Origin of the sequence: Aneurinibacillus sp. Ricciae_BoGa-3, from assembly GCF_028421645.1 — a bacterium.
GTDB lineage: Bacteria > Bacillota > Bacilli > Aneurinibacillales > Aneurinibacillaceae > Aneurinibacillus_B.
In genome coordinates, this window is record NZ_CP116888.1 from 455,719 (window position 1) to 472,750 (window position 17,032).

At 37.5% G+C, this 17,032-nt stretch carries 21 protein-coding genes; 15 read left to right on the plus strand and 6 right to left on the minus strand.

Annotated features, from left to right (window positions below):
• Positions 1 to 12 precede the first annotated feature (12 nt).
• Positions 13 to 963, minus strand: coding sequence for a ParM/StbA family protein (locus PP175_RS27955; protein WP_272443488.1), 951 nt, complete (start codon positions 961 to 963; stop codon positions 13 to 15).
• Positions 964 to 1,305: 342 nt separating this feature from the next.
• Here PP175_RS27955 and PP175_RS27960 point away from each other — a divergent pair, with 342 nt between their 5' ends.
• From PP175_RS27960 to PP175_RS27985, 6 genes are all read left to right on the plus strand, one after another.
• Complete coding sequence (locus tag PP175_RS27960) at positions 1,306 to 1,605, plus strand: hypothetical protein (protein ID WP_272443489.1); 300 nt, start codon at positions 1,306 to 1,308, stop codon at positions 1,603 to 1,605.
• Positions 1,606 to 1,630: 25 nt separating this feature from the next.
• Positions 1,631 to 1,759, plus strand: a complete 129-nt coding sequence (locus PP175_RS27965) for a hypothetical protein (protein WP_272443490.1) — start codon at positions 1,631 to 1,633, stop codon at positions 1,757 to 1,759.
• A gap of 15 nt (positions 1,760 to 1,774) precedes the next feature.
• Positions 1,775 to 2,647, plus strand: a complete 873-nt coding sequence (locus tag PP175_RS27970; RefSeq protein ID WP_272443491.1) for an ABC transporter ATP-binding protein — start codon at positions 1,775 to 1,777, stop codon at positions 2,645 to 2,647.
• Positions 2,622 to 3,299 carry an ABC-2 transporter permease gene (locus tag PP175_RS27975; RefSeq protein WP_272443492.1) on the plus strand — a complete coding sequence of 226 codons (678 nt, stop codon included), beginning with the start codon at positions 2,622 to 2,624 and terminating at the stop codon, positions 3,297 to 3,299. Before PP175_RS27970 ends, PP175_RS27975 begins: the two co-directional genes overlap by 26 nt.
• Before the next feature lie 134 nt (positions 3,300 to 3,433).
• A complete protein-coding gene (locus PP175_RS27980; RefSeq protein WP_272444253.1) occupies positions 3,434 to 3,778 on the plus strand; it encodes a response regulator in 345 nt (114 codons plus the stop codon).
• A gap of 13 nt (positions 3,779 to 3,791) precedes the next feature.
• Entirely contained in the window at positions 3,792 to 4,001 is a 210-nt protein-coding gene (locus tag PP175_RS27985; protein ID WP_272443493.1) for a hypothetical protein, read from the plus strand.
• Between the two features lie 42 nt (positions 4,002 to 4,043).
• Here PP175_RS27985 and PP175_RS27990 read toward each other — a convergent pair whose 3' ends face one another.
• Entirely contained in the window at positions 4,044 to 4,934 is an 891-nt protein-coding gene (locus PP175_RS27990) for a hypothetical protein (RefSeq protein ID WP_272443494.1), read from the minus strand.
• Positions 4,935 to 5,051: 117 nt separating this feature from the next.
• A complete protein-coding gene (clpX, locus tag PP175_RS27995; RefSeq protein WP_272443495.1) occupies positions 5,052 to 6,302 on the minus strand; it encodes an ATP-dependent Clp protease ATP-binding subunit ClpX in 1,251 nt (416 codons plus the stop codon).
• A 239-nt stretch (positions 6,303 to 6,541) separates the two neighbouring features.
• Between clpX and PP175_RS28000 the strand changes: the two genes are divergently transcribed.
• The 3 genes from PP175_RS28000 (at position 6,542) to PP175_RS28010 (ending at position 8,444) form a co-directional block, all read left to right on the plus strand.
• Entirely contained in the window at positions 6,542 to 6,829 is a 288-nt protein-coding gene (locus tag PP175_RS28000; RefSeq protein WP_272443496.1) for a hypothetical protein, read from the plus strand.
• A gap of 20 nt (positions 6,830 to 6,849) precedes the next feature.
• Entirely contained in the window at positions 6,850 to 7,323 is a 474-nt protein-coding gene (locus tag PP175_RS28005; RefSeq protein ID WP_272443497.1) for a hypothetical protein, read from the plus strand.
• A gap of 821 nt (positions 7,324 to 8,144) precedes the next feature.
• Positions 8,145 to 8,444: a hypothetical protein gene (locus PP175_RS28010; RefSeq protein WP_272443498.1), complete on the plus strand. Its 300-nt coding sequence runs from the start codon at positions 8,145 to 8,147 to the stop codon at positions 8,442 to 8,444.
• A 108-nt stretch (positions 8,445 to 8,552) separates the two neighbouring features.
• On the opposite strand, the gene PP175_RS28015 is transcribed toward PP175_RS28010, so the two are convergent.
• Both PP175_RS28015 and PP175_RS28020 read right to left on the minus strand, forming a co-directional pair.
• Entirely contained in the window at positions 8,553 to 8,951 is a 399-nt protein-coding gene (locus PP175_RS28015) for a hypothetical protein (protein ID WP_272443499.1), read from the minus strand.
• An 80-nt stretch (positions 8,952 to 9,031) separates the two neighbouring features.
• Positions 9,032 to 9,763: a hypothetical protein gene (locus PP175_RS28020; protein WP_272443500.1), complete on the minus strand. Its 732-nt coding sequence runs from the start codon at positions 9,761 to 9,763 to the stop codon at positions 9,032 to 9,034.
• A gap of 211 nt (positions 9,764 to 9,974) precedes the next feature.
• Here PP175_RS28020 and PP175_RS28025 point away from each other — a divergent pair, with 211 nt between their 5' ends.
• Entirely contained in the window at positions 9,975 to 11,963 is a 1,989-nt protein-coding gene (locus PP175_RS28025; protein WP_272443501.1) for an ATP-dependent DNA helicase RecG, read from the plus strand.
• A 127-nt stretch (positions 11,964 to 12,090) separates the two neighbouring features.
• Positions 12,091 to 12,297, plus strand: coding sequence for a hypothetical protein (locus tag PP175_RS28030; protein WP_272443502.1), 207 nt, complete (start codon positions 12,091 to 12,093; stop codon positions 12,295 to 12,297).
• Between the two features lie 40 nt (positions 12,298 to 12,337).
• Here PP175_RS28030 and PP175_RS28035 read toward each other — a convergent pair whose 3' ends face one another.
• Complete coding sequence (locus PP175_RS28035; RefSeq protein WP_272443503.1) at positions 12,338 to 12,826, minus strand: hypothetical protein; 489 nt, start codon at positions 12,824 to 12,826, stop codon at positions 12,338 to 12,340.
• A gap of 157 nt (positions 12,827 to 12,983) precedes the next feature.
• Between PP175_RS28035 and rnr the strand changes: the two genes are divergently transcribed.
• The 4 genes from rnr (at position 12,984) to PP175_RS28055 (ending at position 17,006) form a co-directional block, all read left to right on the plus strand.
• On the plus strand, positions 12,984 to 15,095 hold the full coding sequence (rnr, locus tag PP175_RS28040; RefSeq protein WP_272443504.1) for a ribonuclease R: 2,112 nt from the start codon (positions 12,984 to 12,986) through the stop codon (positions 15,093 to 15,095).
• Positions 15,096 to 15,224: 129 nt separating this feature from the next.
• Entirely contained in the window at positions 15,225 to 15,596 is a 372-nt protein-coding gene (locus PP175_RS28045; protein WP_272443505.1) for a hypothetical protein, read from the plus strand.
• Between the two features lie 43 nt (positions 15,597 to 15,639).
• Positions 15,640 to 16,038, plus strand: coding sequence for a hypothetical protein (locus PP175_RS28050; protein ID WP_272443506.1), 399 nt, complete (start codon positions 15,640 to 15,642; stop codon positions 16,036 to 16,038).
• A 44-nt stretch (positions 16,039 to 16,082) separates the two neighbouring features.
• Complete coding sequence (locus PP175_RS28055) at positions 16,083 to 17,006, plus strand: cation diffusion facilitator family transporter (protein ID WP_272443507.1); 924 nt, start codon at positions 16,083 to 16,085, stop codon at positions 17,004 to 17,006.
• Positions 17,007 to 17,032: the final 26 nt, after the last annotated feature.

Consider the following 17,032-nt stretch of genomic DNA (forward strand, 5'->3'; position numbering starts at 1 on the left):
TAACATTTTCGCTTATAGGTCAATCATTTCAGCAAAACCTTCAGCATTGTCCCAAACCGCATTTTCACTGATGATGACTTCGTCTCCGAAGATGGCTTTGATTTCATCCGCAAGAAGGAGACTGCCACCACCAAGGAAAACGAAATCTAGGTTTTCAACATCCCATTGGTTTTCTTTCATGGATTCCATTAGTTTTTCAACGTGTTCCATTAAGAATTGGTTAATCAGTTTTTTGCTACGTTCTGGGTCTTTTTTAATTTCTCTATCTTTAATTGCCAATTCCACTTGTTTATCTGATAGATTTACACCGAATTTTTTGTTCAGCGTCTTTTTAAGTTCCGTACGTAATACGTTCGCACCCAAATTGTACGTAAAATCTGTACCTGGTAGCATATCGAGACCTTCATATTGACAACAATTCGTGTTCAGACCACCTATATCAACCACTGCTATCATGTTTCCTAAGAATTCATCCATGTGTTTAAAAACATAGCCAGAACTCTCAGGGAAAGCGTTGATTTTTACAATTTTAAAGGTCTTAGTAACACCATTTACGGTAAGTTGAATGGTTCCGTCACCCTTAATGAATTCAAGATATTCTTTTCTCATTTCCATTTCCGTATAAACCGAAATCGGACAACCCACAACAAGGTCTACATTATCGTTATCATCAATCAGTTGATGAATGGCGGTGTAAATGGAAAGTTTATGTAATTCTTTGGCTTTGGTTGTTTCAAAGTCATTACGACTGGCAATTCTGCCGATTATGTGAGATTGACCATCAAAACGGACAACATAGCAATTATCTGCAGTGGTGGTTGATTCCTCTGTTTTGTCCATCTTTGTTTCAAAATAGAGTGTTTTCTTTTCTCCATCAACTCTACCAACCGCTTTGGTTGCAAACTTTCCGCTATCAACTACTACTTTTGATAAACTTTCTGTTGAAGACTTGCTTGTAGCCATGATGAACCTCCTTGACATGTGTTTTGTAGGTAGCAAAGCCTCTAAACTTTACTAGGTTCCATGCTATCATCTGGTATAGAAAAAATCAACCAAAACAGTGTAATTTTTCATGTAATTTAAGTATAGGTTTCGACAAAAATCATCTTTGATAGGTATAAAATAAAAAGAAGGGTGTAAAAGGTATGAACAAATATGAATAAGGTTTGTAACCTAACGGCACGACTGAAAATATAACATTATATTGACTATAAACAATAATAAAGCTATAATTTTTTGATAGGGGATAAGGCTTGTGAATAAAGTAAAAGGATAAAACACAACGGGAAAGGAGAACGAATGTACATGCTCGGTTATGTTTTTAACGAGGGTCACATTGAGGTGTGCCGTGAATGGAACAAACAAGAAAAAGCCTTGTATTGGGAAGCCTGTCCAAGAAATTTTTTGGAAATCGTAGATACCTTAAAAAAACTTAGTTTTCTCTGTGACGGGGTATACGTCCTTTTTAAGGATGCGACCATGCAAATCATTTTGTTCCAACGTGAACCCTTGGATTTATTCACAAAACTTAAGCTTTCATCCAATGAAAAGCACGTCGAAATCAATGAACGCTTAAAAGAATACTTACTGTCAATAGAAGATTAAGATTAATTCAGATAAGGAGTATAAAATGAAAGAGAAAAAGCAGGAAAAAAAGAAGAAACGCAACCGCAAACGGATAGTGGCAGTTGTTTCCCTCATTACCATCGTGGTTATGTTCGGTTCTTCTCTTGTTACAGCTATGATGTTTACAAAGTAAGGAGAGGATAAAAATATGTTAGAGATAGAGAATCTAACGAAAAAATACAACGATTTTACCCTGGATAACATTAGTTTTCGCATTGAAGAAGGCGATGTGGTTGGATTCGTTGGACAAAACGGAGCGGGTAAATCCACAACCATGAAGCTTATTCTGAATATGATTAAGAAAGACAGTGGAAAAATTCAAGTCTTCGGACTTGACCATATCAAAGAGGAAGAAAAAATTAAAGATAGAATTGGTTTTGTCTTTGATGGAAACTATTTCTACGAAGAACTTAGCGTTGGTGAGTCCAGCGACTTTTTTTCGTCCTTTTATAGTAAATGGGATACGGATATGCTTCATCATTACCTCAGAACGTTTGGTATAAGCAAAAAAAAAAAGATAAAACAACTTTCGAAAGGGATGAAAATGAAGTTTGCGTTAGCGGTTGCTTTATCGCATGATGCTGACCTCTTTTTGATGGACGAAGCAACTTCAGGACTTGACCCTTTCGCACGAGAAGAATTGTTGGACATTCTCCTTCAAATCAATCAAACAAAGAAGAAAACGTTTTTGTTTTCCAGTCACATCATATCAGACATTGAAAAGATAGCGAATAAAATTATTTTTATCCATAATGGAACAATCATTATGAACGGAACAAAGCAAGCCATTAAAAGCCAGTTTATTTCGGTAAAGGGTCGATTAGAAACATTTCCAGAGCAGTTGGTAAAACAAGCGGTGGGATATCGCAAATGGGCAAGTGATTTTGTTATGATTGCAACCCAAGAGTATGCCCCGATTTTCGAAAAGATGGGATACCGAGTGGAACCCGCTACACTGGAAGACATCATTTTGTTTCATATCAAAAGGAAAAACGATGAAAAAACATTTGAAATTATTTAAGAAGGATTTTTTACTGCAACGAAAAACGCTTCCGCTTACCGTTATTTTGATATTAGGTCTCTTTTTTATTAACAAAACACCTGAAATCAAAGGGCTATTGATAAATTTCAGTTTTATTTCGTGTGTATTTATTATCTCTAACATGATTGTCACCACCAGCATGGTACATGACGACAAAAACAATGCGATGATGATGCTAAGTGGTCTGCCGTTTTCACGTAAACGACTCGTTTTTAATCGCTATTTCTTTTCAAACGTTGTGACGATACTTTGTTCAGTTGTTGTAGCTTTTGTCTTTTTAGCTATTCACTTCATTTTGCCGCAAACGAAATTTGATTCGGTTGTCTATGTATCCGATGTCTTCTTTTCATTGGCACTGGTCAATTTTTATTTTGTTACCGTGTTCCCACTGTTTTTCAAGTTCGGTTATGCCAAAACACAGATGTTTAATATGATGGTTTTGATGGTTGTAATGGGTGCAACAGCCGTATTGATGTACACCTTGCCTGCTACACCTGCTGGTGTAAAATCTACCAGCAAAGTGGTGATATCGGGTATGATACCTGGAGTCATTGGTCTCGTACTGTCTTATCTGGTGTCTTTTTTCTCTTATAAACTCTCTGTTTTTCTTTTTAAATCCAGAGAATTTTAAATAAGTTTTGGGTTGTAAGAGGTTGTTTATCTCTTTCATCTCAAAACTTTTTTATTATTGACTATAAACAATTATAAATGTATAATAAATCAAACAAGAGAAACTGAAAAGGGAGTGTCGGTTTGAAGCGAGTAATGATTGTGGATGACGCCATGTTTATGCGTGTCACATTGAAAAATATGTTGGAGAAAAACGGTTATCTCGTTGTTGGCGATGCTTCAAATGGGGTCGAAGCGATTGAAAAATACAAGGAACTTCAACCTGATTTGGTTACAATGGATATTACGATGCCAGAAATGGAAGGTACAGAAGCCACTGAACACATTAAAAAATTTGACCCGCAAGCAAAAATCATTATGATTAGTGCGATGGGACAGCAAGCAAAAGTAGTGGAAGCAGTGAGGGCAGGAGCCGTTGATTTTATCGTGAAACCCTATCAAGAAGAACACGTTATTAAAACCCTTGAGAAATACGCATAGTGTGGAGTGACCGATGATTTGGAAGTGGCAAAAAGAGCCGAAAATAGGCACGAAAGTTATCGTAAAAAATACTGATGGGAAACTGACTGAAGGAGAAATCATAGACGTTCCTTCCCATACACTTTTTTCTCACGAGTTATATAGTGTCCAATTGGTCACAGGAGAGCGTTTCTTATTTCGAAAAGACCAGATGAATATTAAAAAAGAAAAGGCAAAGAGATAAATAAAAAACCGATTGTGGAAAGAAACCACAAATCGGTTTTTTTTATTGCAATGTATAGGTTATTTCTTGGTTTTGTTGATTGAACGTGTACGGGATATGTTTATCTTTTAATACACGGATAAATTCATCGTTCTGTGCTTGTTTTAATGTTTGTTCTTGTTTGGTAAAATCATTGACTTCTGGTAGGAGTGTATTGGAAGGTGCATTTGCATTCAAGGATTTTACCAAGCCTTGAGATAGGCTAATGGCATTGTTTAACCTATCCTCCGTGGTTTTGTAATAGACATCTATCCCTTGTGAAGCAAAGAGTGGCTTTTGTGCGGTGAGATAATCCATCACTTGTCGTTTAGTTGCAAGACTGTCATTGATGTTTTGTGCGACGGTATAACCATTTACTTTGTTTTGCAGATAATCATTGAGATTAGCCATTTCTTTATTGGTCTCCGACACCAGCATGGAATTCACCACATTTGAGGCATCCACGGCTTGTTTAAGTGGACTCTTCACTTGGGGAATGGCGGTAGTTGATTGATTCTGTACCTGTGGTTGTATTTTGGCTGATGAAACAGCGGTTGCAGTTTGGTTTAAAACCGTTTGCGTCACTTTATTTGAAGAAGTCACCATCTTTTTTGTTGCATTTCCATCTGGAGTTGAAAATGTTTGGTAAACATCTTTTATTGTCCATCCAAACAAAGCGATAACGACTACCGCACCTACTGTTTTAGCTGTTTTAATGGAGAGATAGGGTTTTATTTTACTTTTGGAGACATCCAATGTTTCTTTGATGACCTCTTTTACATTGGTATCCTCTTCCGATGGAGTAATGTCGTATTCTTTATAGTTTTTATCTTCCACCCTTACAGGAATGATTTTACCATCCTCATATTTCATGTATTCTTTTTTATTTCGCTTAAATTTGTCGAGTACACCCATGTTTTCAATCTTCCTTTCTCATTATGTGCTTCTATATCATATGTAGGGTGTCCAAATTAATAAGATGAAAGCTGGTCAATAAAAACGGGGCGAAGTTTTCACCTCGCCCTGTTATCCTTATGCAATTTCTTGTTTTTCAAGTGGGTCGGCACGTAAGGAATGTCCATGTACCATATCTGCTGTAATTTCGTAATTGTTCTGGTCAGATGAAGGCATTTCATAAACGATGTCGAGCATGAGTTCTTCAATAATGGGACGAAGCCCCCTCGCACCAAGTCCTTTATCAAAAGCTGTTTTCGCAATCTCCTGCATGGCATCCTCTGTAAAGGAGATGCTTTTTCCTTGAATCTCAAACAGAACTTCATACTCATTTAAAATGCTCGTTTCCGATTCTTTTAGAATCCGAACCAAGTCCGAAATTTCAAGGGGTTCGAGATTGGATACAACAGAGAAACGTCCTAAAAATTCAGGAATCATCCCAAACTTTTTCAAATCTTCAAGGGTAATGTTTTCACGCAACCGTTTTGTTTGGTCTTGTTCCGTCGATTTCGAATGGGAATGAGCAGATAGACTAAACCCAATGCGGTTGGTTTCGTTATCTTTGAGACGCTCTGCGACAATCTCTTCAATACCAAGAAAAGCTCCGCCTGCAATAAAGAGAATGTCTTCAGTATTGACCTCCAACATCGGTTGTCCAGGATGTTTTCTTCCACCCTCCACAGGAACCCGTACATTATGTCCTTCTACCAATTTTAGAAGAGCTTGCTGAACCCCTTCACCAGATACATCTCGTGTAATGGAGACGTTTTGTGCTTTCTTGGCAATTTTATCGATTTCATCAATGTAGATAATGCCTTTCTGCGCCCATTCAATGTTTCCTCCGCTTGCGCGAATAAGACCATGCACCACGTTTTCCACGTCATCTCCGACGTAACCTGCTTCTGTTAGAGAGGTTGCATCCCCAATAGAGAATGGTACGCCAACAATTTCAGCTAATGTTTGAGCCAAAAGGGTTTTTCCTGTTCCAGATAGCCCTGTTAACAGGATGTTGGCTTTTCTTAGTTTTTTACCCGTTTGCTCTAGGTACTCCTTATTGTTGATACGTATGTAATGTTTATAGATTTCGGTTGCCAACACTTTCTTTGCATGGTCTTGTCCGATAACGACCTTATCCAATTTTTCTTTGATTTGTTGTGGTGTGAACGATTGGAGTTCTGACGCTTCTTCTTGTATCTGTTCTTGCATTTGTGCCTGTTGCATTTGTAACTTTTCTAAACAAGAAGGGCATACGGGAATCACACCCCGATTGGTTTGAACCTCCATAAGGCTTTTTCGTTCATCGCAAAAATTACATTTTTTCTGTTGCATACTGACATCCTCCTGAGCTTTTCTTGTATTCATCATAGCACACTTTATAAATAATTGTAAATTATTTTTTACAGTTGTTTGTGTTCTAACTGTACGAAAATTATATCCTATAGTGCTTTCGATAACAAACATTGAATATAGTCTATAAATAATTTATACTAGATGACAGGTAAAAAAGAAAAGCTACATAAATGAAACAAGATAATCAGTCTTGGGATAAATAATAGGAGGTATCGAAATTGCTTACGATACAAGAGAATCAGAAAGGGCAATTTTTAATCCGTTTTCGAGATATTGGTTTCCTGCCAGAAGGTTTGTTTTATGAGCATCACCATAATGATAGGTTGGAGATATTTGTTGTGTGGGAAACGGGTTTAGTTACGGATGTAAACAGGGACAATCTACGAGAAATATGGGGGTATGAAGAAAGCCAACTTCGTGAGGAAATTGGGCATTGGTTCGGAGAAACGAATCACATTTTTGGTGAATGGATAAGAATTGACATAATAAATAATTATGTAAACTAACAAAAAGAGGAGGCGGTTGTTTGATAAATTTAGCGGGGGTTCGTGGTTGTGATAAAACCATTCGCAGTGAATTAAAAGAGGCGGGGATTACACCTGTTCATGTTGGAATGATGGATGGTGAAGTTCCGACTACTCTAATTGGCAAGCGTAACAATTTCATCTTTCAGCGAGGATGGTCGTATTGGATGGTCGAAGGTTATATGCCATTAGTGATTGCCCAGGCTATTCATAAGGAAAGCCTGGATAGACATCTTGATATTCGTGTAGCAGGTAATTCCGAAGATACAACACCAGAAGAGTGGGCATTCCCCAAAGACCTAATGGAGCAGTGTGCGTCATTAAATCTAACCTTTCCATCCAATGAAGATATCCATGCTTTAATTAAGCAGGGTGTCATCAAAGGTGAAAGATATGTAGATTCCTATCATATTGACACACAAGAAGGGCTAAATTTCTTGGTAGAAATGATAAAGAAGTTTGGGGTGATTGGTTAAGTATGAAATTTTCCTTTTGTCGTTTTGCAGTTACATTTCGATATGACCGTGAGCATATTCCATATCCGCTCTATCAATTCGCCAATCTTATCTAACGAGATAAACGATTTCCTAGGGAAGATGTGACTTACGAGACAGTCAAAGATTATGTAATTCGTACATTGCTGAGAGTGATAGGGACTTTTGAAGAGTGATGGGACAGATTTTCAAAAGAAAGGGCTTTTCATGTCGAGCCTCTAACAAATGTAAAGGAGATAGAAAGTGAACGGAATAAGTAGAAAGTCAAAGATTATGCAATTCCTTTTCACCTATTTTGTGGTGACCAATGTACTGTTTAACTTTTGTTCCTTGATTGTAGCCGTACTGATTCAAAAAAGTCTTCCTTTTACGTTTGGATTGGCTTTATCTCATCCTACTCTATTATTGGGATACCTATTGTTAGGGTATATAGGAACTTGTCTGGTTTACAGTCACCGTTTCGGTAAATCAAAAAAGATAAATTCAGAGATACACATTGAAAAAAGCATACCAAACAACGTTTTGTATCTTGATTCGTATAGGAAGGAAAAGCAAAAATGTCGCAACAAACACGGAAAAACGTCTATAAAGAAGTAAAAAACGTCCTCCATAATGAAATGGGAATTACCAAGGAAGAAGGTCTTTAGGTTTTTCGGCAAATCGCCAAAGAAGAAATAAAAGACATCAGAAGTGAGTAAATTCCACGGACTACAGAGGGTGATAGATACTTTATTTTGTTTTTTATTATGGGGAAGACAAAGGAAGGCTCTTATGTTAGAAAACAAACAGAAAGGAGGAATTGAATGGATAAGGAAGTTGCGTTTTCGGCAACCGTAGAAATAGCAGTGTATTACCATGACAGCGACGGTAGACCCGATATTCATTATGAATATGCACATGACCTAACAAAGCTCTTGGTGTTCTGTTCCAAAGAGTATGCGGAAAGCATGAAGAAACAATGGAAAGCTCAAGATGTGCAAGTCGGGAAAATTGAATTGGTTAGTTTATCGCTTGATAATGACGTTCCCATTCGAGACAACCGCTATTCCATCGAAATCGGACAAAATGGCATAACAATGAAAAACAGCATGGAAAAGGAGTAATCCTCGCCATGCTGTTTTTTACTATATCCGTGGTATTTATTGGCTAATCGGATTATCGTGTTGAATACCAAATAGCCAATCCTTTTGAATATAATTTGAAGTCATATTTTATTGAAACTTACTTTTTATATAATCGCCCATATTAGCGAATGGTATTTTGTACCAACCGCGTCTATCTACATCAGACCAATAGTAATTAACATAATCTTTGTGTTTGTACGTTTTAAGCCATTCTCTTGAAATAGGCGTAACTGGCACATGCAAGTCAACAGTCTGTACATTAAATTCATCTTCTTTCATTCCTGCATCTAACAGTTGTTTCTTTACAGTTGCCACAACATCTGAACTCAGATGGTCAAAAAGTTCTTGGAGGACTTCAAGCCTACCCTGCTTCAATCCTTCCTCATAATAATTTCCATAGTCGTCATAGGATGTGTGATGACCAGTATCGACAGCTTTTTCGGCTTCAATCATTCCTTGTAACTTTTGAAGAAGTTTATCATCCATTTTTATTTCTCCATTCTAAATTGTACTCACACTTTACTTATCTTGACTCGCAACCTCAACACGATAATCCGATACCCTATTTATTTAATCCCGCCGTTGATGTACTTGTAGTACTCTTTTTGCACGAAGGTTAGAATTTCATCCAAATCCTTCGATAACTTTTTCACATATATATAATCTGCTCTCAACTGTTTCTCCGTTAATACCAGTAAAATCCTGAAATCAACATTATAAATTTCACGATTTTCATCGTAATAGAAGGGTGATACTTCAAGTTGAATACATTCTTCCATCTTAAATTTATTTTCTACCTGTTCAACCATATCTTTCACAATGGCATTCAGTTTGAGCTTGGCATAGGTTTCGATAAAACCCTCTTTTAAGAGTTTTTTCGCCTCCCGTGTGGGTAGGCGGAATTCCCGTTGAATAAAGTTCAAATTCACTCCAAACTTTTTAATGACCACCACACCGCCATCTCTTGCTGAAGATTCGGTCGTAAAGTATTTTTGACCTTTTGCTTCCAGAGCTTTGGAAAGCTTCGATTGAAAATCAGAAAAGACCTTTTTGAGTTGCTCCATATTGGTATAAGGCGTCCATGAAATCAGCACCACTTGAAACGCATCCTCGTTTACCGAATCATTCGTTAGGGCTTCATACACCTGTTTTTCATAATCCTCTTCTTTGATAGAAGAAAGGAGACCGCTATGAATGAGTGGATTGTTCTTGTTTTGTAACAAGACCTTTTTTAATTCCATTAGGTTTATTCCTGTTTCATTGAGTAAATTGATGTTCTCTGCTATTTTAACTGCCATGAAAAATCCCTCCGTTGTTCAATTGTTTTAAAAAACACCTGTATCTAAATTTGTTCTATTCTATGCCTATTAATGAAACAAATTCGATAAAGATACAATTTTAATTTTGGTTGTTGTAATTTATATTTTACATAATAAATAATAAAAGATATAATATAATCAACATAAATGATGCGGAAACGCAATGAAAAAAATGAAGTGAGGTGAAAAAATGGAGATTGAAACACTCGGTATTCCAAAAAATAAAGTGACACAATTTCAGAAAAAAGGCCTCTTTACGGTGGAAGATTTGGCTCGATTTTTTCCACGAAAGTACTATGATTTTCGTAAAATCACACCGATTTCCCAAGTCAAAGATAAAGAGGTTGTAGCGATAGTTGGCACACTGGAAGAAGTGATAGTGTCCAATAAACTGGTACGGGCGAAAGTGCGGGATAACTCTGGGAAAAACCTGTATGTTCTCTGGTTTGGCAACCCTTATCTTGCTAAAAAGTTAAAAACAAAGGAAACCTATATTTTCTGTGGGAAAATACGAATCGATACGGAATACAATACTCGACAGATGGCAAGTCCCATGTTTTTTGGGACGGATATTAAAGCCTATCAGCGAATTATTCCTGTTTATTCAAAGATACAAGGTATGTCTACTGATTACCTGATGGATTCCATTCGCTCTGCGTTAGCGGTTGCGGATAAATCGGATTATGTAGAACCGCTATTGCTTAATAAATTTAATATCCCTAAAAATGCGGTCGCTTTACGGGCTATGCATGAACCAAAAGATGAAAAGGAACTGCAAATCGCTCAAAGACGTTTTGTTTTTGATGACTTATTTCTATTTGGGATGCAGTTAGCTAACCAACAGCAAGGTGTGGTATCTCGTTCACCTTTTGTCATGCCGACCTGCAATACGATTAAGCGTTTTATGGACAATCTTCCATTTGATTTAACAGATGGACAACGACAAGCATTACGTTCCATCTATCTAAAGATGCGAAAAGGTGAGCGGGTAAATGCCCTGGTTCAAGGCGATGTGGGTTCTGGTAAAACCATCGTTGCATTTATTCTGATGCTCATATCCGCAGAGAACGGTTTTCAATCGGTGTTAATGGCTCCGACCACCGTGTTAGCCAAACAACATTATCTGGAACTCATAGAAAAAACAAAAGATATGGGCTATAAAGTTGGATTTTTATCAGGGGATATGAAGGCGAAGGAGAAAAAAGAAATCATTAAGGGGATTGAATCAGGTGAGATTCAGTTGGTGGTTGGCACACATGCCGTCATTCAAAAGGATGTCGCCTTTCAAAACTTAGCCTTAACCATCGTGGACGAAGAGCACCGTTTTGGTGTCGTACAACGAAACGAACTCAACGAAAAAGCGAAACATGGCGTTCATCAAGTAACCATGAGTGCTACGCCGATTCCTCGAACCCTCGCTATGAGTGTATATGGTGATAGTGTGGATGTTCTAACCATTACAACCATGCCAAAAGGACGCAAACCTGTGCAAACCATTCAAATTCGAAACGAAGACAAAGCGTATGAAGCGATGTATCGTCAAATCAAACAGGGTAGACAATGTTATGTGGTTTGCCCGTTGATTGAGGATTCCGAATCCGAAGCACTTGCTGACGTGGATTCCGTTGAGGCGACTTTTGATAAAATGAAAAAGTTCTATAACAAATATCCTGAAGTAAACATCGCTATGATTTCAGGTAAAATGAAGCAATCCGAAATCACAGAAGAAATTGCTAAGTTTTCTCAAAATAAATATGATATTATCATTTCTACCACGATTATTGAAGTAGGGGTCAACGTGCCGAATGCAACGGTCATCCTCATTAAAAATGCGGAACGTTTTGGTCTTGCTCAATTGCATCAATTGAGAGGACGGGTAGGGAGGGGAAGCCACCAATCTTATTGCGTTCTCCTTTCCGAAGAAAAAGAAAATCCTAAGTTAAAAGCCATGTGTGACACAACAGATGGTTTTAAAATAGCAGAAAAAGACTTAGAGCTTCGTGGAACGGGCGATTTCATTGGCACAAAACAATCAGGAAACAATAAATACGTCATGCTTATGCTGTCCAATCCTAATTTTTTCGAAAAAGTTAAGGAAGAAGTGAACCGCATCTATACAGAACCGAACCGATTAGCTCGCTATACATTTCTAAATGAAAAAAATATTGGTAACAAGTAATTTTGTATGAGTTGACCAGCAGAATAAACGAGGATAAAAGGCATCAGACCTTCTTGCGATTTACATTGACTATAATCGATGATACAATAAAATCAATCTTTCGAAGGAAAGGAATGATACAGGCAGGATGTCCCGTGAGGAAAAAAACTTTAAAAAGTATATCGGCAATCGTGAAGAAAAAAATTACTTAACTGCTCTACGAACCTTTACCCAAATGACTATAGACAATCCTTCCTTCTTTAGTAAAACGCCAGAAGAACAACAGCAAATCGCTTATTCTGTGCTAAAGGCAAACAAAGAAGGATTAATAACTGACGTGAAACGAACAAAATAATAAGTGGAAACCCTTAATCGAGATGATTAAGGGTTTTTTGTTACATACTGTTTAACGCCAAGCGTTGTTCTTCATAGATAGGTAATATTTTTAAATAGGTTTGTTCCAGTAGCGATGTAACTAGAGAAGAATGTGCTTCTCCTGATTCACAAACGGTCAAATAATTTTGTTGGAGGACTTTTTCCATTGTCCCTATCAAACATTCCATTTCAATGAATGTCATTTCTTCAAGTAATACATTGAAGCTATGAATCTGTTTAAACTTCACAATCATATTTGAAATGGTACGACTAATCGGTTTCCAATACGCTATTTCTTCAGGGAGATGATTTCTCATAGCTTTTTGATACTGGTTATGTACTTCTTTTTGTTCTTGTAAAAGGATTCGTAACATTGTATGAAGTTCCTCTGGTAGAATTTTTAGCGTAACCATTATGGAACTGTTCAGCATGGAATGTTTAACCGTTGTGGGATATTTAGCTTTATTGAGTCCTTTTTCTTTTAAAACAAAGGGAACTAATACGCCCATTTCACCACTCCTTATTTATTCCACACCAACATATCCAATTCAGGCTACTTCCGTTGACCGAAGCAGTATTACACCTTCTTTTATTTATCGTTGAAAATTTGCCTCCGTATAATCTAAAAAACGGCTGAAAAAAGCCTGTTAAATAGGAGGGTATCCCATGAAAACGATAAAAGAAGAGATTCTACTATTTCTTATCGGCAACAAATCAAAAAAACTGAAAAAGCGTGAGTTAGACCGATATTTTAACCTGCCTCCTGGTGAGAAAAAAGTGTATTATCAAGCGATGAAACAACTCCAACGAGAAAAAATCATTACGGTGACCAAACGAAACAATGTCCTTGTGAATAAAGAAAACTCCATGATTGTGGGCAAATTTTATTATAATCCAAAAGGATATGGATTTCTGGTCTCTGCTTCCAACAAAAAAGATGTGTATTTTATCTCCCGTGAACATATCAGTAACGCCCTTCATGAAGATATCGTTGTTGCTACACCCTTAATAAAAGAGCAAGCCAAAAAGATGGAAGCACACATCGATAAGGTACTTGAAAGAGAAGTCGAAACCGTTATTGGTACGTATATGGACAACGATGGATATGGATTTGTTGTTCCAGATAACCAGAAGATAAATATGGATATCTATATTCCAGAAGGATTGGCGAATGGTGCGAAATCCTATGACAAAGTGGTATGTAGAATCATCAAATATCCTGAACGTAATCGAAAACCAGAGGGAGAAATTCAAGAAGTCATTGGTTTTAAATTTGAAAGAGGGGTAGACCTGCTTTCGGTTATCAAAGAACACAATCTTCGAGATGAATTCCCAATGAAGGTTATCAAACAAGTGGAAAAAATGCCTGGTCAAATAGAGGAAGAAGAATTCAGGCGTAGACGTGATTTGCGTGACTTAACCATCTTTACCATCGATGGAGAGGATTCTAAGGATTTGGATGACGCTGTTTCAATCAAAAGATTAGCAAACGGTCACTATCAGTTAGGTGTTCATATTGCGGATGTATCCCACTATGTAAAAGAAAATTCGAAAGTGGATAAAGAAGCCTTGGAACGAGGGGTTTCGGTCTACTTAGTGGATACGGTTATACCGATGCTTCCAACGAAGCTATCGAATGATTTATGCAGTTTGAATCCTAACGAGGACAAGTTAACGCTCTCTGTCTTTATGGAGATTAACGAGCAAGGACAGGTGGTTGCCCATGAAATTGTGGAATCCATCATCCGTTCGAGAGCAAAACTCAATTACCGTGAACTCAATGATTTTTTAATGGAGAAAGATGCGAGCTTTGCACAAAGGCATCCCGATTTAGTGTCGGATATAAAAGTGATGGAAGAATTGACGTATATTCTGATGAACAAGCGGGATGAAAGAGGGAATATTGATTTTGATTTTCCAGAAGCGAAAATTAACTTAAATGCAGACGGAACGGTTCAGGATATCAAAAAATATGACCGTGGGATTGCGAATCAACTCATTGAAGAGTTTATGATTGTATGTAATGAAACGGTGTCCGAGAGCTTCTTTAATAAAGCTCTTCCATTCCTTTATCGTACCCACCAAAATCCAAGAGAAGAGAAAATAAAAGAGTTTGCCGAATATATCAGCCAGTACGGGTATACGCTGGACAACTTGGAGGATATCGAGCCAAAACAACTCCAACAAATTCTCAAAGAAGTAAAAGGGAAAAAAGAAGAACCTGCTTTTCACCTCCTTCTTTTACAATGTATGCAACAAGCCCGATACACTGCAGTCTGCAAAGGACACTTTGGCTTGGCAACGCAATTTTATTCTCACTTCACTTCTCCTATCCGAAGGTATCCAGACCTGCAAATCCATCGAATTATTAAAGAATACTTGCACGGACTCCTGACGCCAGAACGAAAAGATGCACTTAGTGAAATCGTGGAGGCAAATGCGAAGCTATGTTCCAAGCGGGAACGTGTTGCCGAAAAAGCAGAAGAGGCTCTGTTTGAGATGAAGAAAGTAGAGTTCATGGAAAAGAAAATCGGAGAACGATTTAGCGGCATGATTAGCCATGTAATGGCATCTGGCTTCTTTGTCACACTGGAAAATACCATAGAAGGTTTTGTCCACATTCACGGAATAAAAGAAGATGATTTTGAATTTGTGAAATCGGAACATGCCTTTGTAGGTAAGAAAACAGGGAAACAGTTCACACTTGGCGATAGGGTAAGCGTTGAAGTTGAAAAAGTAAAAGTAGAAACAAAAGAAATCCTTTTCCGTGTTGTTTAATCAAAATTGAAACAGTCATTTCCCTCTTTTCTACAATTGACAATAAACAATAACTAAAATAATATTGTTTATAAGTTTATTATATAGTCAAAGAGAAGGTGATTAAGATTTGGATAAAGAAAAAAAGGAATGGTTCAAAGAAAAACAAATAGCTTTATTACGGTTGGGGAGGTTGTGGCTGTCCTATCTGCTCTCTTAGTTTTTGTTTGGTTTTATTCCTCTACAATGGATAGGGCAGTATCAACTTCTCACAATATCACCGTTGAAGAAAAGAATGCTATGGTGGTGGACAAAAAAGTCGAATACCTTTACTCACCACATACGGCAACCATCTACAGCATTATCTTAAAAACGCAGAAAGGTGACCGAGTTAAAATCGAATGCCAGGAAAACAATTGGCAAAAAATTCGAAAGGGTTGGCTGTTGAATGTCACGTACACGAAATATCCAAGTCTAGCTTATTCAGATTTAAATCGTTGGGTTAAGCTCAATGTAAGTTAAATGTAACAGCAATAAAAGAAAAAGAAAGGATAGGATTTGACTCATGATAGCCTTACGGATATCAAAGAAATTGTCTCTTGTCGTCATCCCTTGTGTTGTTGCCTTGTTTTTTGTTGGATGCTCTACTGATAAACCCCAACTCAAACCTCAAGTACAATCCCATGTTGCCACCACGATTCAAGATTCATCTATTCGAGCCAACAGTCAGTTAAAAAACATTACACAAATAGCTTTCTTTCAGGGATTTGTTGATAAGAATCTCGTTGAATTTAAAATCAACCATCAGGGTAAAGATACCATTCGTGTATTTAATGTGGGAAAAGATATCGTCTTATTTCTCTCTAAGCAAAAACAAGATGGACGAACGAAGTTAACCATTACGTATCAAGAATCTAAAGATGGAATTTCAAGTCCCGTGTTGTTAAAAGTGGTACAAGCCTAACAGAGAAACAATACTCTCTTTACTCAATCAAAAAGGAGGAAGATATGCATAACCATTCTGCGCATGAACCTCATGGTGATTCACATGACCACATGCATCACCATCATCATGGGCATCATCATGATATAACCAACATCAGCAAATCCAGGCTATTCCTGGTTGTTGTGTTAAACATTTTGATTACTGTAGCTGAATTGGTGGGTGGGCTTTTTTCAGGAAGTAATGCTTTGGTGGCGGATGCCATACACAATTTAAACGATGCGGCTTCCTTAGTTATCAGCTATTTTTCCATCAAGGTTGCTAGTAGACAGCCCGATGCAAAAAGACCATTTGGGTACAAACGTGCCACCATCTTATCGGCATGCCTCAATTCGATTATCCTCGTTATTCTTTCCTTGTTTGTTCTGATTGAATCCATTCAAACCTTTTTTCACCCAAAAACTATCGAAGGCAATATGGTTATGTACGTCGCAGGAATTGGTGTCCTTGCCAATTTTGTCGGTATGCTGTTGTTAAGTCATGGTGCAAAGCAAAGCTTAACCATTAAATCAAACTACATTCATTTACTTAGTGATACCTTATCCTCTTTGTTTGTATTGCTAGGGGCATTTTTGATTCAGCATTATCATCTTTATTGGTTAGACATGATGGTCACTATCCTTATAACAGCCATGATTATTCAATCGGTTTATCCCATCATCCAAGAAAGTTTGGATATTCTGATGGAAGGAACACCAGAAAGTGTGGATGTTGAGGGATTAAAAGCAGAGATTCTTCAAATAGAAGGCATCGAAGAGATTCAATCCCTACGAATTTGGAAAATGGACGAGCACGAAAATCGAATGGAAATACAGATTCGCATCACAGACATGCTGTTGAGTGGAGCGGAGGACATCAAAAAGCAACTGCTCCATATCATTCAGGAGCATTATGGCGTTAAAGAGGTTGTCGTGGAGTTTGGTATCTAACTGCTTTAAATGAATTGGCTACTATC

Bases quoted from the DNA above. Each gene is read 5' to 3' on its own strand.
- PP175_RS28020 (WP_272443500.1), bottom strand. From the start codon at position 9,763: ATGGCAGTTAAAATAGCAGAGAACATCAATTTACTCAATGAAACAGGA.
- PP175_RS28015 (WP_272443499.1), bottom strand. From the start codon at position 8,951: ATGGATGATAAACTTCTTCAAAAGTTACAAGGAATGATTGAAGCCGAA.
- PP175_RS27955 (WP_272443488.1), bottom strand. From the start codon at position 963: ATGGCTACAAGCAAGTCTTCAACAGAAAGTTTATCAAAAGTAGTAGTT.
- clpX (WP_272443495.1), bottom strand. From the start codon at position 6,302: ATGCAACAGAAAAAATGTAATTTTTGCGATGAACGAAAAAGCCTTATG.
- PP175_RS27960 (WP_272443489.1), top strand. From the start codon at position 1,306: ATGCTCGGTTATGTTTTTAACGAGGGTCACATTGAGGTGTGCCGTGAA.
- PP175_RS28030 (WP_272443502.1), top strand. From the start codon at position 12,091: ATGTCCCGTGAGGAAAAAAACTTTAAAAAGTATATCGGCAATCGTGAA.
- PP175_RS27985 (WP_272443493.1), top strand. From the start codon at position 3,792: ATGATTTGGAAGTGGCAAAAAGAGCCGAAAATAGGCACGAAAGTTATC.
- PP175_RS28035 (WP_272443503.1), bottom strand. From the start codon at position 12,826: ATGGGCGTATTAGTTCCCTTTGTTTTAAAAGAAAAAGGACTCAATAAA.
- PP175_RS27975 (WP_272443492.1), top strand. From the start codon at position 2,622: ATGAAAAAACATTTGAAATTATTTAAGAAGGATTTTTTACTGCAACGA.
- PP175_RS28045 (WP_272443505.1), top strand. From the start codon at position 15,225: ATGGTTCAAAGAAAAACAAATAGCTTTATTACGGTTGGGGAGGTTGTG.
- PP175_RS28025 (WP_272443501.1), top strand. From the start codon at position 9,975: ATGGAGATTGAAACACTCGGTATTCCAAAAAATAAAGTGACACAATTT.
- PP175_RS27980 (WP_272444253.1), top strand. From the start codon at position 3,434: ATGATTGTGGATGACGCCATGTTTATGCGTGTCACATTGAAAAATATG.
- PP175_RS27965 (WP_272443490.1), top strand. From the start codon at position 1,631: ATGAAAGAGAAAAAGCAGGAAAAAAAGAAGAAACGCAACCGCAAACGG.
- PP175_RS28050 (WP_272443506.1), top strand. From the start codon at position 15,640: ATGATAGCCTTACGGATATCAAAGAAATTGTCTCTTGTCGTCATCCCT.
- PP175_RS27970 (WP_272443491.1), top strand. From the start codon at position 1,775: ATGTTAGAGATAGAGAATCTAACGAAAAAATACAACGATTTTACCCTG.
- PP175_RS28010 (WP_272443498.1), top strand. From the start codon at position 8,145: ATGGATAAGGAAGTTGCGTTTTCGGCAACCGTAGAAATAGCAGTGTAT.
- PP175_RS27990 (WP_272443494.1), bottom strand. From the start codon at position 4,934: ATGGGTGTACTCGACAAATTTAAGCGAAATAAAAAAGAATACATGAAA.
- PP175_RS28055 (WP_272443507.1), top strand. From the start codon at position 16,083: ATGCATAACCATTCTGCGCATGAACCTCATGGTGATTCACATGACCAC.
- rnr (WP_272443504.1), top strand. From the start codon at position 12,984: ATGAAAACGATAAAAGAAGAGATTCTACTATTTCTTATCGGCAACAAA.